Source organism: Mesorhizobium sp. B1-1-7, from assembly GCF_006442705.1.
In the GTDB taxonomy this organism is placed as follows: Bacteria; Pseudomonadota; Alphaproteobacteria; order Rhizobiales; family Rhizobiaceae; genus Mesorhizobium; species Mesorhizobium opportunistum.
In genome coordinates, this window is the sequence record NZ_VFWQ01000004.1 from 350,268 (window position 1) to 365,216 (window position 14,949).

Genomic DNA, 14,949 nt, shown 5'->3' on the forward strand with positions numbered 1-14,949 from the left:
CTCGTCCGAGAACCGGTTCCCACTTTCCGGGATCAAGGTTGTCTACCATGATTCCCTGGCTCCGCCCGGTACCGATGCCTCGGCGGGAGCCGGTGCCGGATGTTCCGCCTCGAACCGGCGATAGGCCGGCAGCTGGTTCGTCCAGACATCCTCGGCCAGTTCGTTGACCCATTCGCGGTCTTGGTCGTTGTCGGCGGCGAGATAGAACATGCGGTTGTCGTCGACATAGGGCTTGGCCACCGAGCGCTGGTTGAGCACCAGTGTCACGCGCTCGCCGAATTGGATCGGCGCCGTGCGATGCAGGACGCCCAGAAACTGCCCGAGCGTGGCGTAGTTCATCTTGTGATCGATACGCATGATGCGGTTGCGCGGGATCTCGTGGCCGGATTCGAGGATGGCGCGGCCAGTTTCCGAGTCGTCGCAATAGATTTCGAGATGGCCGCCAACCAATGGATTGCTGATCGACAGCGGGATGAGCTCGGTGACCGGGACGCCGTCGCAATGCCAGTCCACGGCGCCATCCCTGGGATTCATGAAGGTGACGGTCGAGCCGACGATCGACAGCGGATAGGGCTCAAGCTTGGTGCCCATCATGTCGGACAGACGCTCCAGCCGCACCTTGTCGTGCAAAAGCTCCTTGATCTCCGGAATATAACGGTCGGCGCCGGTGATGAAGGTCAGATCGAGGTGCTTGTGCACGGCATGGCTGGCCTTGAGTCTGAGCGCCGCCTCCTCGATCGCCGCAAGCAGTGCCGGGTCATAGCCGTGCAGATATTGCGCGACGCCGAAGCTCGACACTTTCCAGGCGGTTTCGTGGCCGATGATGGCCTCTCGACTCATCGCATAACGCAGTTCGGGGATCGTATGGGCGTTCATTCTACTTCTCCAGGATGGGGGCAACACTTGGTAAATAGTCGATTAATTCACCCACCCCTGTAAAATTAGGAATGCTGGTGCTAGTGTAAGCCCAGCTTAAGGTCGAAACCGTGCGTCTGCTCAGTCAGGTCAACCTAAATTCGCTCAAGATCGTGGAGAGTGCTGCGAGGCACGGGAACTTCACGCGCGCCGGCGAAGAACAATTTATCACCGCCTCGGCGGTCAGCCAGCGCGTCAAAAGCCTGGAGGATCAACTCCGCTTCAAGATTTTCCAGCGCGGCGGCAATGCGGTGTCACTGACGCCCGAAGGCGAAACCTATGTCTCGCGCGTTCGCGAAGCGCTGGAGCGTATCGTCGCCGCCAGCATGGAAGCGACCGGGCAGTCACAGGAGCATGTGCTGAAGATATCGGTGCTGCCGACCTTTGCCGCACGCTGGCTGTTTCCGCGCCTGCCGCTGTTCCAGCGTCAACACCCCGATATCGTGATGCGGGTTTCGACCTCCTACGCGACACATGAGTTCACGACGTCCGATTTCGATCTCGAAATCCGCTATGGCGACGGCCACTTTCACGGGTTGCAGTCCGATCTGCTGTTCCGGGAGGACCTGACGCCGGTCTGCAGCCGCAAGCTGTTCCATGAGGTTCTCGGCAACAGGCCGCGGTCGAAGGTGACGCCGGATGATCTCAAGCACTTCACGCTTCTGCATTCCGACACCTGCACCCAGAACTGGCAATCCTGGCTTGGTTTCGCGGGCGCCAGCTTCGTGCTCAGCGAGACCAAGGGCATCTATTTCGATTCCTGCATGATGTCTTACGAGGCGGCCAATGCCGGAATGGGTTTTGCCGTCGCCAACCGCGCCTATATGGCCAGCGACATCCGCGCCGCGAGGCTGATCGCTCCCTTTGCCGTGCATCATCCGAACACGGCCGGCTGGTATTTTGTTTCCCCCCACAAGAGCCTCGCCACACGCAGGGTGCTGCTGTTCAAACAATGGGTGATGGCGGAAGCGGCTCTGACGCAGAGCCAGTTGGACAGCGAAATCAGCGACTTGGCTTTTGAGAGCGCCTGAAATTCGGACCAGCTTGTACTATTCCCGATGACCGCCGGCCAGAAATTGAGGAGCATCGGTTAGTGGACGTCCAATCCAGGCAACCCGCGCTGGTCGGTGAAATTTTCGAGCTCAAGCCCCTTGAGCCGGAGCATTCCGAGTGGCCTGACGTGAAGGCCATGCTGCAGCAAAAAATGCGACGATAGCTGGCCGCTCGCCTTCGAATCCAGAACGAAACGATCTGGACATCAGGCGAAGGCCCTGCCCTCCTCGGTGCGCTGGAAATGCGTCAGATCGAGCGACACGGAAGGGCGGGCCAGGACCGTCAGGATCATGTGCGCCTGGCCCCGGTGATGGGTCTGGTGGTTGAAGACATGATCCAGCGCCGGCGCCAGGCGCTGCGAAACGGTGCGCATGTCCGATACGGTCATGTAGGTGAAGCGGCCCGATAGCGCCTTGTCACTCAAGCCGCCAACCCAGTCGACGATCCGCCGGTCTTCCGCCTCGCGCGCGGCCCGAAGGCCGGGCAAGGCGCGGTGAAGGATGGCTCGGCGGCGGCATCGTAGATGCGGCCATTGGCCCATTGATTGTATGCCGCAAACATCATGAAGTGTTGTTTCATCGTTTCTCCCGCCGGGCCTGTTTCGGGTATCGGGAGCGATACCTAGACCGCGAGGGAGCCGACGCCAATGACCATTCTGCTTTATGATCTCGTCGGGCATGATGAGAAGCGTCCGTTCAGCCCGCATTGCTGGAAGGCTACGATGGCGCTTGCCCACAAGGGGCTCGATATCTCGACCGCGCCGACGCGCTTCCTCGAGGTGCCCGCCGTCGAAGGCGGTGTTTCAAAGACCGTCCCGGTGATCCGCGACGGCGACAAGGTCGTCGTCGATTCCTTCGCCATCGCGCTCTATCTCGATGAGGCCTACCCGGATCGGCCGACGCTGTTTGGCGGCGAAGGCGGCAAGGCGATGGCTCGCTTCATCGAGCGCTGGTCGCAACTGACCATCCACCCCTATGTCACCACCGCGGCGATTGTCGACCTCCATGGCATGCAGGACGAGGAGAACGCCGCGTACTTCCGCCGGAGCCGGGAACAACGCTTCGGCAAGCGGCTGGAGGATGTCGTGGCCGCACGCGACGCCGGGCTGACAGCCTTCCGGGCGGCCCTGGAGCCGCTGCGCTCGATGTTGAGCTACCAGCCCTTCATCGGCGGCGCCTCGCCGCTGTTTGCCGACTATATCGTCTTTGGCGCGCTGCAATGGGCGCGCGTGGCTTCGCCCTATCGATTGCTCGAAAGCAGCGACGTGGTGGCGCAGTGGTTCGACCGCTGCCTCGACCTGCATGGCGGGCTGGGACGAAAGGTTGACGCCGCGGCGTGACGCCCTGATTTGCCGGCGATGAACCACCACCCGCCCGCGAAAAAACCGCCGGCGATGACACCGCAGGCGATGACCAGGCCTACTTGGCCGTCGCCTTTTTTGGCTTGCTGGATTTCTTGGCCGCCTTCGCCTCCTTGGGCGCGGCTTTTGCCTTGTCGGCGCCAGCAGCCTTTTTGGCCGGCTTCCTGGCGACGGACGACGTCCCCGCGGCATCCTCGGCGTCCACGTCGGCTGCCGCCTGGTGCCAGTGGCGTTCGTCCTGACCGGCCGGTTGCCCTTCCTGCTGCCAGATCTGATGTGCCCGGTTGCGAATGCGTTCCTGACGATCGTCTGCCATGGTCATATTGTCTCCATGCGGGCCGACTTCAGCGCGGCGCCGACACGCGACTATAGCAAGCAAAGCGTTGCTGTGCAGCCATCCGATGTCATCCAGCGCCGCACGTTCGCGGTACCGGCCTGACGTAGAAACGCCACTGGACCTTTCGATCCGCTCGAAGGCGGACCGGGCTTTCACCGTTCGTCACTCGGAAAGCCAGGCAATTGGCTTTCCGTCCGCATCGTGGACCGAGCCAGCCCTTCGCTGGCGATAAAACCGGACAACTCACGTGCTACCTAATCCGGACAACTCATGTGCTTGCGGCACACCGTTCCTCACCCCTTGGCAATGGGCCGGGCGGCTTGTATAGAGCCCGCCACTCTCAATTCCATTCTCAGACAAGGACGACCCATGGCGCTCGAACGCACCTTTTCCATGATCAAGCCGGACGCAACCCGGCGCAACCTCACCGGCGCCATCACCAAGATGCTGGAAGATGCCGGCCTTCGCGTTATTGCCTCGCGCCGTGTGTGGATGAGCCGCCGCGAGGCGGAAGGCTTCTATGCCGTCCACAAGGACCGCCCGTTCTTCGGCGAACTGGTCGAGTTCATGTCGTCGGCGCCGACGATCGTCCAGGTGCTGGAAGGCGAGAACGCCATTGCCAAGAACCGCGAAGTGATGGGCGCCACCAACCCGGCCAATGCCGCCGAAGGCACCATCCGCAAGGTGCACGCGCTGTCGATCGGCGAAAATTCGGTGCACGGCTCCGATGCACCCGAAACCGCCGCGCAGGAAATCAAGTACTGGTTCTCGGACACCGAGATCGTCGGCTGAGCCGACACCGCCACATCCAATGCGAAGAGGCCGGCGTTTCGCCGGCCTTTTTCGTTGGATCCCCGATCCGGTTTCGTGCCCAACGACGTGACCCTGGCGGAACTTGCCCTGGAAATGCTGTTTCCAGCCGACGACCAGACCATCGAGATCGTCAAGGCCATGGTGGCGAAAACGGCTGTGACGTGACTGCCCCCGGCAATCAGCTCGCGGCGCTGAAGCGCAGGATTTCGCGGCCGTCCTTGTCTGATATGGTGAGCTTGCCGGCTTCGACATTGTATGACGCCGCCTTGGCCAGCGCATCGAACAGCGCCTTTTCCTCGGCCATCACCTCCGGCGCACAGGCCTTGAAGGTCGAGCCGATGCTGCTGATCGCGATCGCCTGGCCGTCGACCTTCGCAGTGGCAAAATAGCTGTTGCAGGGGCCGCTTCCGCCTGCCTTGCCGGCCTCGCTGACCCGGAAGGTTGCTTGCGGCGCGGTAATGGCGCCGATGCCATCGACATAATCGACGACCCAGAGCTGGCCGAAGACGGAAGCTTTGGGTTCGGCGCGCTGCGTGACCATCTTGAGCAGGATGGTCTGCGGCGCGTCGGTCAGCGGATCGAGCTGATGGCGCACATCGGAGATGAACATCAGCCTGTCGTCGACGGTGATCCGGGCCTGCAGCGCATAGGTCATCCGCGGCTGGATGACGGAGGGATCGAATTTGATCTCGAAACTGATCGGCACCTGGCCGGCCGGCTTGATCTTCTGCTCGCCGATGATCCTGGCAGGCGCGTCGGCCAGCGAGACATCGGCAAGCTGGACGGAGAGCACGGCATTGGGCGGCAAGGCGATGCGCTCGCGGTAGATCACCTCGCCCCTCACCGCCTTCTCGGCGGCCACGGACAGCTCCGGCACCGCCAGGATGCCGACCACCAGAGGCACGAAACCGAAGACGAAGAATTCCGCGAGCCTGCCCAGCATGACCATCTCCCTTGCCCATGACTTCCGCCAATTGGCCAAAGGAATGCGGTCAATACATGACTGCTGGGGGATTTATTCCGGCGACTTCCAGCGTCCCGCCGCCCGGGTATCGGTTTCCTTGGCCTCGACCCAGCCGCCCTCGGAACCATCGGCGCGGTGCTCCTTCTTCCAGAAGGGTGCGCGCGACTTGAGATAGTCCATGAGGAAGTCGGCCGCCTCGAACGCGGCCTGGCGATGCGCCGACGCGGCCACCACCAGCACGATGTTCTCTCCCGGCGCGATCTTGCCATGGCGGTGGATGACGGCGAGGCCTTGCAGCGGCCAGCGTTCGGCAGCCTCGGCCGCGATACGGCCGATTTCGGCCTCCGCCATGCCGGGATAATGCTCGAGCTCAAGCGCCGAGAGTGCACCTTGCTCGTCGCGGCAGAGACCGGAGAAGGTGACCACGGCGCCAATGTCGGCGCGGCCTTGTGTCAATGCGGCGATCTCGGCGGCAACGTCGAAATCCTGGCGCTGAATGCGCACCGTCGGCAACACGGCGGCAGACATGTGTCAGCCCCCGGTCATCGGCGGGAACAGCGCGATCTCACGCGCGCCGGATATCTTCTCGCGGTGATCCACATGTTCCTGGTTGATGGCAACGCGGATCACGTCGGGAAACTGCAGCGCCTGCTCGTAGCCTTCTCCGCGCGACTGCAGCCAGCGCAAGAGGTCGGCGACAGTGTCGATGCCGTCGGGCAATTCGACGTCTTCCTCCGATGTGCCGATCCGCTCGCGGACCCAGGCGAAATAGATGAGCCGCATCTCACTCGTCCATGATGTGTTTGAGGCCGGCACGGAAATAGTCATAGCCGGTGTAAAGCGTTACGAGTGCCGCGATCCATAGCAGCACCAGGCCGGTCTGCGTGGTCAGCGGGAAGATCTTGTCGCCGGCCGGCCCCGCCAGCAGGAAGGCAATGGCGACCATCTGGATGGTGGTCTTCCATTTGGCAAGCTGCGTCACCGGCACCGAGACCTTGAGTGCCGCCAGATATTCGCGCAGGCCCGAAACCAGGATCTCGCGGCACAGGATGATGATCGCCGCCCACAGCGACCAGCCGGCGATACCGGCATGGCGGTCGGTGTCGGCCGCCAAGAGCAGGAGACAGGTGGCGACCAGCAGTTTGTCGGCGATCGGATCGAGCATCTTGCCGATGTTGGAGGTCTGCTGCCAGGCGCGTGCGAAATAGCCGTCGAAGTAATCGGTGATGGAGGCCAGCAGGAATATGACCAGCGCCGACCAGCGGGCGAAGTCGCTCGACTTCAGATGCCCCTCGAGAAAAAAGCACAGCACGACCAGCGGCACCGCGATGATGCGGGCGTAGGTGAGCATGTTAGGCAGGTTGAATGCGCGCTGGGCCATGTCTGGGGGACTCTTTCTGCCTGCGTACTCAAATCAGAAGCGAATGTAGGGGGTCAACAGGCCAGATTCGACTGGCCAGATGAAAGTGCCGAATTTTCAGCTTTCATGGAAGTGATTGTAGACCAGTTTCGCCACCTGTTCGGAAATACCGTCGACCTTCCTCAGATCCTCGATGGCGGCACGGCTGACCGCCTTGGCGGTGCCGAAATGCAAAAGCAGAGCGCGCTTGCGGCCCGGGCCGATGCCACTGATCTCGTCGAGGGGGCTCTTGACCATTTCCTTCTTGCGGCGGGCCCGGTGCGAACCGATGGCGAAGCGGTGGACCTCGTCGCGCAGGCGCTGGACGAAGTAGAGCACGGGGTCGCGCACGGGCAGCGAAAACGAGTCCCTGCCCTTGACGAAGAAGCGCTCGCGCCCAGCATCGCGGTCCTGGCCCTTGGCGATGCCGATGGCCACGACGCGGTCCTCGATGCCGAGATCCGAGAGAATCTTGCGCACCGCCGTCATCTGGCCCTGGCCGCCATCGATCAGGATGACGTCGGGCCATGCCGGGAAGCTGCCGGAGATATCGTCTTCGTCAGCCGCTTCCGTAACCTCATCCGGTTTGACATCGCCATGTTCCTTGAGCAACCGCGAAAACCGCCGCTCCATCACTTCGCGCATCATGCCGAAATCGTCACCCGGCGTGATCTCGGTCGAGCGGATGTTGAATTTCCGGTACTGGTTTTTCACAAAGCCTTCCGGCCCAGCGACAACCATGGCGCCAACGGCATTCGTGCCCATGATATGCGAGTTGTCGTAGACCTCGATGCGCACGGGTGGCTTGGCCAGGCCGAATGTCTCGGCGAAACCGGCAAGCAGCCGGCCTTGCGTCGAGGTTTCGGCCAACCGGCGGCCAAGCGCCTCGCGCGCATTCTGCAAGGCATTGTCGGTCAGGTCCTTCTTCTCGCCGCGCCGCGGCACCGAGATCGCCACCTTGCGGCCGGCCCGGGTGGACAGCGCCTCCGCCAACAGTTCCTGGTCCTCGACAGTCTGCGACAGAAGAATGGCGCGCGGCGTCGGCTTGTCGTCATAGAACTGCGCCAGGAACGAGCCCAGCACTTCCGATCCTTCCAGCGCCGGATCGGCCTTCGGGAAATAGGCGCGGTTGCCCCAGTTCTGGCCGGTGCGGAAGAAGAACACCTGGATGCAGACCTGGCCGCCCTCCTGGTGGATGGCGAAGACATCCGCCTCGTCGACTGTCGCCGGGTTGATGCCCTGATGACTCTGCACGTGCGACAGCGCGGCCAGCCGGTCGCGGTAGATGGCGGCGCGCTCGAAATCGAGATTCTCCGAGGCCTGCTGCATGGCGGCCGAAATCTCGGTCTTCACCTTCTGGCTGCGGCCGGAGAGAAAATCCTTCGCCTCCTCGACCAGTTCGGCATAGCCCTCATGCGAGATCTCTCCCGTGCACGGACCGGCGCAGCGCTTGATCTGGTAGAGCAGGCAGGGCCGCGTCCGGTTCTCGTAAAAGGAGTTGGTGCAACTGCGCAGCAGGAAAGCGCGCTGCAGCGAATTGATAGTGCGGCCGACAGCGCCGGCCGAGGCAAAAGGCCCGAAATAGTCGCCTTTGCGCGAGCGTGCGCCGCGATGCTTGTAGATGCCAGGCGAGATATGGTCGCCGGTCAGGAGAATATAGGGGAACGACTTGTCGTCGCGCATCAGCACGTTGAATCGCGGCCGCAAGCGCTTGATAAGATTGGCTTCGAGCAGCAGCGCCTCGATCTCGGTGCGGGTGACGACGAACTCCATCGTCGACGTTTCGCGCACCATGCGGCCGATGCGGTTGGTGTGGAACCTGCCTTGCGCGTAGTTGGTGACGCGCTTCTTCAGGCTGCGCGCCTTGCCGACATAGAGCACGTCGCCGGCGGCGTTCATCATGCGATAAACGCCTGGCGCATTGGGCAACCGCTTGACCAGCGTCTGGATCACCTCGGCGCCGACCATGCCTTCCGCGTCGCCGGCATGCGGCGTCCAGTCGATCGCCGTGAAGGCGACATCCGGGCCGGCGGGTTCGACGATCTCCTCGAGCGCTTCATCCTCGATGTCGATTTCGGGAGGAAGATCTTCGGCGCCGCCGCGCGCCTTGTTCTTGTGATCCAAAGGACTCATTCCGCCATGCCTGTCACATCGGGCGTCTGCCACGCAAGGTGCTGGCCGCCATCGAGCGCGATCATCTGGCCGGTGACCGAGCGCGCCTCCCAGAGATAGCGTATTGTGGCGCCGAATTCCGGCAATTCCGGGCCGCGCTTCAGGATCAGGCCGGCGACCTGCGCATCGAAATCGGAATCATCCTGGCGCAGGTTCTTCAGCGTTGGGCCCGGACCGATCGCGTTGACACGGATGCGGGGCCCGAGCGCCTGCGCCAGCATCTGGGTCTGGGTCCATAGTGCCGACTTCGACAGCGCATAGGAAAAATAGCGCGGCGTCGGCCGCCAGACACGCTGATCGATGATGTTGACGATCAGCCCCTCCTGTCCTTCCGGCAAGGAGCGGGCGAAATTCTGCGCCAACAGCGCCGGGGTTTTCACGTGAATGGCAAAGTGCCGGTCCCAGGCCTGCCAGTCGAAATCCTCAACCGAATCGTCGACGAAGAGCGACGCGTTGTTGACCAGCAGCGAGATGGGGCCAAGCGCTGCTTCCGCCTGGCCGACGAGGTCGCTGACGGCGTCCATGTCGGTCAAGTCCGCCGCGACCACGGCGGCGCGGCCGCCAGACCGGTTGATCCCCGCGGCCAGCGCGTCCGCCTCGTCGTGCGAGCGGTTGGAGTGGATGGCGACTGCAAAACCATGGCCGGCGAGATCTTCGACGATCGCCTTGCCGATCCGTTTCGCCCCGCCGGTCACCAGCGCCGCGGTGGCTTTGCTCATCTTCTGTCAATCCTCAATTTCGGCACGAATAACGGCGCCGGCGAAATATGGCCTGCCATCCGTTAAACGGCATTTGCACCTGGGGCAGCATTGTGGCGAAACCGCCCGGCGGGTATTCCGACTCGCCGTGTCCCGAGGCCGGCAGCACTCCAATATAGGACGCTGGACTCCTTGCACCAAGCGGTGTGCAGCGCAACATGACCGGGCTGCTGACATTTCGCTGTTGCGAAGATGCAACGTCAAGGTTCTGCCTCATTCGTGCCGGGGAATGACCCAAGTTCAGGTTCGGTTCAGCCGCATTTTGACACGACATTTGGAACCGACGAACGCCAGATCCGTTTCACCCCCCGGACGGGTTGATGGCGATCGTGAGAAACAAGCCTGTGTCCTGTGGCTTAAGGAGTAAAGAACAATGCAAGCCAATCTCAAATTCGCACGGCCGCTGGCCGTTGCGCTCGGGCTCTTCGCCCTCGGCGGAACTGCCTATGCCGCAGACGTCGTCCAGGAAGAGCCGCCGGCACCCGCCCCGGTTGCCGAACTGCCCGTCGCATCCTGGGCCGGCCCCTACGCCGGTATCAACCTCGGCTATGGCTTCAGCGGCCGTACCAAGGAAAAGGATCTCGGCTTTGAAACCGACACCAAGGGTTTCGTCGGCAGCGTCTTCGGCGGCTATCAGTGGCAGCAGGAGAACTTCGTGTACGGCGGTGAAGCCGAACTCGGCTACAACGGCGTCAAGGGCGACGACAATGGCGTCCACTCCAAGGGCGGCTTCGAAGGCTCGCTGCGTGCCCGTCTCGGCTACGCCGTGACCCCGGAAATCCTGCTCTATGGCACTGGCGGTCTCGCCGGCAGAAGCCTGAAGGTTGAGGACAGCGTCATTCCCGCCAGCGACACTGCCACCATGCTCGGCTGGACCGCTGGTCTCGGCACCGACATCAAGCTGACCGACAATGTCTTCGGCCGTGTCGAGTACCGCTACACCGACTTCGGCAGCAAGAGCTTCGATGGCATCGGCAAGGTGAAGGCCACCGACAACCGGGTGACCTTCGGCCTCGGTATGAAGTTCTAAGTCGTTCAAGCCACGACACGAAAAAGCCGGGCCTCGCGCCCGGCTTTTTTATTGCCCACGCTGCGCCGCGCCAGCACCCCCTCTGCCCTGCCGGGCATCTTCCCCGCAAGGGGGAGATTGGTTCGTCGCCTCGGCTTCGCTAATCTCCATTGTCGACGCCGCCCGTCAGCCCGGAACCGCGGGCTTCAGTTCCGGGAATTTTTCGTCGAAGCGCGCCGCCCAGCGGGTGAGCCGGCCACGGCCCTTTTCCCATTTCCCGGCAAAGCGCAAGGAGAGATAGCCAAGGCAGGCCCGCAACGCCATCTGCCCGGCGGTGATCTTCTTCGGCAGTTTGGGCGGGTTGGCATTGAGCTGATCGAGAGCAGCCGTGATCTTCGCCCACTGGCGATCGAGCCAGGGCTGATAGACCATCTCCTCGGGCCGAGTGCGGCGCTCATAGACCATCGACAGCGCGCAGTCGCAAATGCCGTCGGCCAGCGCCTCCAGCACCTCGGCCTCCAACCGCTTGTCGGGATTGCGCGGGAACAGCGCGTTCTTCGAAATCCGGTTGAGATGCTGGGTGATGGCGCGGCTGTCGTGGATAGAACGGCCGTCGTCGAGCACCAGCACCGGAATCTTGCCAAGCGGATTGGCGCCGATCAGATCGGCCGGCCGGTCCTCGGTCTTCACCGGAACCTGCTCGATCACGATCCCGGCATAGGCCGCGGCCATCCTTACCTTGGAGCTGTAAGGAGAGGTGGATGCGTAGAGCAGTTTCGGCATGATCGATTTCCTGTTTGCAGACCTCCACTGTCGGCTGGCAGGTTCTTGCGATCAACCGCCAGAGCGCGAAAAAATAGCAGCCAGGAATCGGTTGCGGTTCCTGCCCCAAGCATCTCGACAAGCTTACAGATTGGTAGGCTGGGAAACGCAGCGGACGCCGACAGCAGGCTGATGGGACTCATATCTGCGTTCGCGTCTCATAGGTCCCGGGCATTGCATCGGGACCCTCCGCTAAGCGCGGCAAGGAGACAATCAGGCAGGCGAGCGAGGCAGCCAACCGGCGCCTCGCTTTGCTTGCCCTCTGCCTTTCCCCGACGTTCAGCCAACCGGGCTGAAGCCGTTGCCGAGATAGTTCAATCCAGAGCGTCAGAGCGTCCTTGCCGAGTCCCGAAGGACGCGCGACGCCCCAACGGCCCGGTCTACTTCTTGGCCGGAGCCTTCGCCTTCGCAGGCGCTGCCTTGGCCTTCGGCGCGGCTTTCTTCACCGCGGGCTTGGTCGAGGCTGCCGCAGCTTTCATAGCGGGCTTTGCCGCGGCCTTGGCCACAGGCTTCTTCGCCGGTGCCGCCTTCTTGGCCGCGGGTTTTGCCGCTGCCTTGGCCGCGGGTTTTGCCGCCGCCTTGGCCACAGGCTTCTTCGCCGGTGCTGCCTTGGCTGCCGGCTTTGCCGCTGCCTTGGCCGGCGCTGCCTTCTTCACTGCCGGTTTCGCCGCAGCCTTGGCCACGGGCTTCTTCGCCGGCGCCTTCGCTGCGGGCTTTGCCGCCGCCTTCGCAGGCGCTGCTTTCTTCACTGCCGTTGCGGCCTTCGCCGCGACTGCTTTTGCGGGTGCTTTCTTTGCCGGTGCCTTGGATGCCGGCGCTTTAGATGACTGCTTAGCCATGTCATGCCCCTTCACGTTATGCCGATGGCCGTGAATGACCCCGGCGCGCAATGCATATCTGACTCGCGGCTCGCTAGCCAGCGAAGCAATGGTATGATTTCGTCAGCTTAAAGTTTGGTTGAGATCGACACACGATCTCACTCGTCATGGCAAAAATTCGCCGCTGATCTTCAGACATCGCCAGCAATTTGACATCGGCATTCTTCGCACGCACAGAGACCGGTCGTGGCGTGAAGCTTCGAAGATCAACAACCCGCCTCGCGCATCGATCGTCAGCCGCGAACATCAAGAGCCGCTGCTTCGTCGATACAATCATCTTTGGTGGTTGCACGATCTACGCGGACCGTGAGAGCAATGCGACGACCGATCTGTCCATCACCTTGTCAAGCTTGATTCCATCGCCTCACCTTTTTTCCAATTGACAGACTACTCTGTATGACAGAGTATTCTGTGAAAAACAGAAGGCTGTTTCGATGCGGATCGCAGAAGAGGAAACGACGCTGTCGCTGTGGGGAAACGCGGAGATGACGCTCCATGGCGACGGCATCGCCGTGGATAACCCGCGGCCTTGTCACGCCGGAGCCAATTCATGAGCACCGACGAGGTCATACATCAAAGCACGCGGCTCAGGATCATGGCCATCCTGCACACGCTGGACAGGCGCGAAGCGCTTGAATTCACACGATTAAAGGACATGGTCGAAGCCACGCACGGCAATCTCGGCGCGCACATCGAGACGCTTGCAAGGGTCGGCTACGTCGAGGTCGAAAAGCTGTTCGTCGAGCGGCGGCCGCAAACGCGGGTCTGGGCAACGACGATGGGGCGGCGGGCCTTTCGCAGTCATGCCGCATGGCTTCGAGCCATCCTCGATGAAGCGGAACCGGCGGCGGATCGCCCTCAACGCAGAACGCGGCGGCGCTCGTCGTAGATCATTGGCGGTCGGTCGCGGCCGGCAAACGGGCCGCAGGCGCTGCCGCCGCCCGGTTCGACCGGCACGTCCATTGTCGTCATGGCTGGTAGCCGAGGCAGATGGCGCCGATCGCGACGATGGCGCAAGCGCCGATCCGTCGTGGCGTCAGCGTCTCGCCGAGAAAGAAGCGTCCGATGAAGGCGGCGAAGACAACGCTGGTTTCGCGGATCGCGGTGATGGGCCCGGCCGGCCCGAGCGCGAAGGCGGCGACCACCACGCCATAGGCCAGAAGCGCGAACAAGCCGCCGCCCAGCGCCTTCCAGGTTTCCGGCGCGCGCGGGTCGACGGTGAGCCGGCCACGGCAGGCGACAAATGTCGCCGGCAGCAATGCACCGTAGATCAGCAAGACCCAGGCGGTGTAGGCGCCGGCATTTCCCGCCGTGCGAACGCCGATGGCATCGACCGTCGCATAGGCGGCGATGATCGCTCCCGTTGCCAGCGCATGGAGGATCGATGTCGTGGCCGCCCTGCCTCGTCCGAGCGAAAGACCCATGATGCCGCCACCGACCAGGGCAACGCCTATGGTCTGCGGCATGGTGAGCTGCTGGTTGGCCAGCAGAAATCCGCCGAGCGTGACGAGCAGCGGCACGCTGCCGCGAACGATGGGATAGACCTGCCCGAGTTCGCCATATCTGTAGGCGGCCACCAGAAACGCGCTGTAGCCGACCTGAAGGCCGGCCGAGAGCCCGACATAGGGCCAGGCTGATGTGGCCGGAAAGCCGCTGAGGAGCGCGTAGGGGATGGCGAGCGCCGTGCTGGAGAAGCTCATGACGGTGACGGTCCACAACCTGTCGGCTTCGGTTCGCAGGAAAGCGTTCCAGGTTGCGTGCAGGATCGCGGCAAAGAGCGCGAGCCCGATGACCAGCGGGCTCATTGCGGCCTGCGCGAGGCGGCGATGATGCCCAGGGCGGCCTTGCGGGCGTCGCGGATGACGGTGTCCGCCTGCCCCATCTGCGCCATCAGCGTCGCACCTTCGATCAGCATCAAAAGTGTCGCCGCCACGCTCTCGGCGCGGCCAGGCGGCATCGCATCCGACAGGATCGCCTGCATGCGTTGCCTCAAGCCGTTCTTCTGCCTGGCGACCGCCTTGAACACCGGGTGCCCGGGATCGCCAAACTCGGCCAGCGCATGCGCGAACAGACAGCCGTGGAAATCCGGGTTGCGGAACCATCGCCCATGCCAGTCGAAGATCCTGGCGATTTTCTGCTCCGGCGTGATGCCCTCCAGGGCAAGCCGGTCGAGCTGGCGATCAAACCGCCTGGCGCGATAGTCGAGCACCTCGACGATCAGTTCGTCCTTGCTGGGGAAATGGCGATACATCGTCATCTTGGCCACGTCGGCCTCGGCGATGATCCGGTCGATACCGGTGGCATGGAAGCCGGCGCGCTTGAACAGCGCGTAGGCCGTTTCGACGACATGCTGACGTTTGTCGGAAGCTGGCGATGATGTCATGGCGCCTACCAAGTGATGAGACAGGTCTGTCTCATCCTTATGCGATGGATCGCATTGGCTGTCAACACGGCACGCGAAAGCGCCCG

Annotated in this window: 17 protein-coding genes and 1 pseudogene; 5 read left to right on the top strand and 13 right to left on the bottom strand. The window is 62.8% G+C overall.

What is annotated here, in order from left to right:
* Window positions 1–42: 42 nt before the first annotated feature.
* Entirely contained in the window at window positions 43–876 is an 834-nt protein-coding gene (locus FJ978_RS32750) for a hypothetical protein (RefSeq protein WP_181176717.1), read from the bottom strand.
* Window positions 877–986: 110 nt separating this feature from the next.
* Here FJ978_RS32750 and FJ978_RS08905 point away from each other — a divergent pair, with 110 nt between their 5' ends.
* Window positions 987–1,946: a LysR substrate-binding domain-containing protein gene (locus FJ978_RS08905; RefSeq protein ID WP_140571781.1), complete on the top strand. Its 960-nt coding sequence runs from the start codon at window positions 987–989 to the stop codon at window positions 1,944–1,946.
* A 227-nt stretch (window positions 1,947–2,173) separates the two neighbouring features.
* Here FJ978_RS08905 and FJ978_RS08910 read toward each other — a convergent pair.
* Window positions 2,174–2,547 (bottom strand): annotated as a pseudogene (locus FJ978_RS08910) (DinB family protein).
* A gap of 67 nt (window positions 2,548–2,614) precedes the next feature.
* Here FJ978_RS08910 and FJ978_RS08915 point away from each other — a divergent pair.
* Window positions 2,615–3,307 (top strand): glutathione S-transferase family protein, encoded by a 693-nt coding sequence (locus tag FJ978_RS08915; RefSeq protein ID WP_140571783.1) that lies wholly within the window; start codon window positions 2,615–2,617, stop codon window positions 3,305–3,307.
* 79 nt (window positions 3,308–3,386) lie between these two features.
* Here the strand turns inward: FJ978_RS08915 and FJ978_RS08920 are convergent, their stop codons facing one another.
* Entirely contained in the window at window positions 3,387–3,644 is a 258-nt protein-coding gene (locus FJ978_RS08920) for a DUF2934 domain-containing protein (protein ID WP_246678093.1), read from the bottom strand.
* Between the two features lie 390 nt (window positions 3,645–4,034).
* On the opposite strand from FJ978_RS08920, the gene ndk reads away from it, so the two are divergent.
* A complete protein-coding gene (ndk, locus tag FJ978_RS08925) occupies window positions 4,035–4,457 on the top strand; it encodes a nucleoside-diphosphate kinase (protein ID WP_008875017.1) in 423 nt (140 codons plus the stop codon).
* Window positions 4,458–4,656: 199 nt separating this feature from the next.
* Here the strand turns inward: ndk and FJ978_RS08930 are convergent, their stop codons facing one another.
* From FJ978_RS08930 to FJ978_RS08955, 6 genes are all read right to left on the bottom strand, one after another.
* Window positions 4,657–5,421: a YbaY family lipoprotein gene (locus tag FJ978_RS08930; RefSeq protein ID WP_140571785.1), complete on the bottom strand. Its 765-nt coding sequence runs from the start codon at window positions 5,419–5,421 to the stop codon at window positions 4,657–4,659.
* 72 nt (window positions 5,422–5,493) lie between these two features.
* On the bottom strand, window positions 5,494–5,970 hold the full coding sequence (locus tag FJ978_RS08935; protein WP_140571787.1) for a molybdenum cofactor biosynthesis protein MoaE: 477 nt from the start codon (window positions 5,968–5,970) through the stop codon (window positions 5,494–5,496).
* A gap of 3 nt (window positions 5,971–5,973) precedes the next feature.
* A complete protein-coding gene (moaD, locus tag FJ978_RS08940; protein ID WP_013896262.1) occupies window positions 5,974–6,225 on the bottom strand; it encodes a molybdopterin converting factor subunit 1 in 252 nt (83 codons plus the stop codon).
* Window position 6,226: 1 nt separating this feature from the next.
* Window positions 6,227–6,823 carry a CDP-diacylglycerol--glycerol-3-phosphate 3-phosphatidyltransferase gene (gene pgsA / locus FJ978_RS08945; protein WP_013896263.1) on the bottom strand — a complete coding sequence of 199 codons (597 nt, stop codon included), beginning with the start codon at window positions 6,821–6,823 and terminating at the stop codon, window positions 6,227–6,229.
* Between the two features lie 96 nt (window positions 6,824–6,919).
* Window positions 6,920–8,974 carry an excinuclease ABC subunit UvrC gene (gene uvrC / locus FJ978_RS08950; RefSeq protein ID WP_140571789.1) on the bottom strand — a complete coding sequence of 685 codons (2,055 nt, stop codon included), beginning with the start codon at window positions 8,972–8,974 and terminating at the stop codon, window positions 6,920–6,922.
* The gene (locus FJ978_RS08955; protein WP_140571791.1) at window positions 8,971–9,732 is read right to left on the bottom strand and encodes an SDR family oxidoreductase; all 762 of its coding nucleotides are present in this window, start codon (window positions 9,730–9,732) and stop codon (window positions 8,971–8,973) included. Before FJ978_RS08955 ends, uvrC begins: the two co-directional genes overlap by 4 nt.
* Window positions 9,733–10,144: 412 nt before the next feature.
* Between FJ978_RS08955 and FJ978_RS08960 the strand changes: the two genes are divergently transcribed.
* A complete protein-coding gene (locus FJ978_RS08960) occupies window positions 10,145–10,801 on the top strand; it encodes an outer membrane protein (RefSeq protein ID WP_140571793.1) in 657 nt (218 codons plus the stop codon).
* Window positions 10,802–10,966: 165 nt separating this feature from the next.
* Here the strand turns inward: FJ978_RS08960 and FJ978_RS08965 are convergent, their stop codons facing one another.
* Both FJ978_RS08965 and FJ978_RS08970 read right to left on the bottom strand, forming a co-directional pair.
* The gene (locus FJ978_RS08965; protein WP_013896267.1) at window positions 10,967–11,563 is read right to left on the bottom strand and encodes a glutathione S-transferase family protein; all 597 of its coding nucleotides are present in this window, start codon (window positions 11,561–11,563) and stop codon (window positions 10,967–10,969) included.
* A 419-nt stretch (window positions 11,564–11,982) separates the two neighbouring features.
* Window positions 11,983–12,441 carry a hypothetical protein gene (locus tag FJ978_RS08970; RefSeq protein WP_013896268.1) on the bottom strand — a complete coding sequence of 153 codons (459 nt, stop codon included), beginning with the start codon at window positions 12,439–12,441 and terminating at the stop codon, window positions 11,983–11,985.
* Window positions 12,442–13,030: 589 nt separating this feature from the next.
* Here FJ978_RS08970 and FJ978_RS08975 point away from each other — a divergent pair.
* Window positions 13,031–13,369, top strand: coding sequence for a transcriptional regulator (locus FJ978_RS08975; protein WP_140571795.1), 339 nt, complete (start codon window positions 13,031–13,033; stop codon window positions 13,367–13,369).
* Window positions 13,370–13,448: 79 nt separating this feature from the next.
* Here the strand turns inward: FJ978_RS08975 and FJ978_RS08980 are convergent, their stop codons facing one another.
* On the bottom strand, window positions 13,449–14,285 hold the full coding sequence (locus tag FJ978_RS08980; protein ID WP_140571797.1) for a DMT family transporter: 837 nt from the start codon (window positions 14,283–14,285) through the stop codon (window positions 13,449–13,451).
* Window positions 14,282–14,863 carry a TetR/AcrR family transcriptional regulator gene (locus tag FJ978_RS08985; protein ID WP_140571799.1) on the bottom strand — a complete coding sequence of 194 codons (582 nt, stop codon included), beginning with the start codon at window positions 14,861–14,863 and terminating at the stop codon, window positions 14,282–14,284. The genes FJ978_RS08980 and FJ978_RS08985 overlap by 4 nt, the downstream gene beginning before the upstream one ends.
* Window positions 14,864–14,949: the final 86 nt, after the last annotated feature.

What these genes read in the sequence shown, in the direction of transcription:
- ndk (WP_008875017.1), top strand. Translation starts at nt 4,035, where the DNA reads ATGGCGCTCGAACGCACCTTTTCCATGATCAAGCCGGACGCAACCCGG.
- FJ978_RS08975 (WP_140571795.1), top strand. Translation starts at nt 13,031, where the DNA reads ATGAGCACCGACGAGGTCATACATCAAAGCACGCGGCTCAGGATCATG.
- FJ978_RS08920 (WP_246678093.1), bottom strand. Translation starts at nt 3,644, where the DNA reads ATGGCAGACGATCGTCAGGAACGCATTCGCAACCGGGCACATCAGATC.
- FJ978_RS08955 (WP_140571791.1), bottom strand. Translation starts at nt 9,732, where the DNA reads ATGAGCAAAGCCACCGCGGCGCTGGTGACCGGCGGGGCGAAACGGATC.
- FJ978_RS08930 (WP_140571785.1), bottom strand. Translation starts at nt 5,421, where the DNA reads ATGCTGGGCAGGCTCGCGGAATTCTTCGTCTTCGGTTTCGTGCCTCTG.
- FJ978_RS32750 (WP_181176717.1), bottom strand. Translation starts at nt 876, where the DNA reads ATGAACGCCCATACGATCCCCGAACTGCGTTATGCGATGAGTCGAGAG.
- FJ978_RS08970 (WP_013896268.1), bottom strand. Translation starts at nt 12,441, where the DNA reads ATGGCTAAGCAGTCATCTAAAGCGCCGGCATCCAAGGCACCGGCAAAG.
- FJ978_RS08915 (WP_140571783.1), top strand. Translation starts at nt 2,615, where the DNA reads ATGACCATTCTGCTTTATGATCTCGTCGGGCATGATGAGAAGCGTCCG.
- FJ978_RS08965 (WP_013896267.1), bottom strand. Translation starts at nt 11,563, where the DNA reads ATGCCGAAACTGCTCTACGCATCCACCTCTCCTTACAGCTCCAAGGTA.
- FJ978_RS08980 (WP_140571797.1), bottom strand. Translation starts at nt 14,285, where the DNA reads ATGAGCCCGCTGGTCATCGGGCTCGCGCTCTTTGCCGCGATCCTGCAC.
- pgsA (WP_013896263.1), bottom strand. Translation starts at nt 6,823, where the DNA reads ATGGCCCAGCGCGCATTCAACCTGCCTAACATGCTCACCTACGCCCGC.
- FJ978_RS08935 (WP_140571787.1), bottom strand. Translation starts at nt 5,970, where the DNA reads ATGTCTGCCGCCGTGTTGCCGACGGTGCGCATTCAGCGCCAGGATTTC.
- uvrC (WP_140571789.1), bottom strand. Translation starts at nt 8,974, where the DNA reads ATGAGTCCTTTGGATCACAAGAACAAGGCGCGCGGCGGCGCCGAAGAT.
- moaD (WP_013896262.1), bottom strand. Translation starts at nt 6,225, where the DNA reads ATGCGGCTCATCTATTTCGCCTGGGTCCGCGAGCGGATCGGCACATCG.
- FJ978_RS08960 (WP_140571793.1), top strand. Translation starts at nt 10,145, where the DNA reads ATGCAAGCCAATCTCAAATTCGCACGGCCGCTGGCCGTTGCGCTCGGG.
- FJ978_RS08985 (WP_140571799.1), bottom strand. Translation starts at nt 14,863, where the DNA reads ATGACATCATCGCCAGCTTCCGACAAACGTCAGCATGTCGTCGAAACG.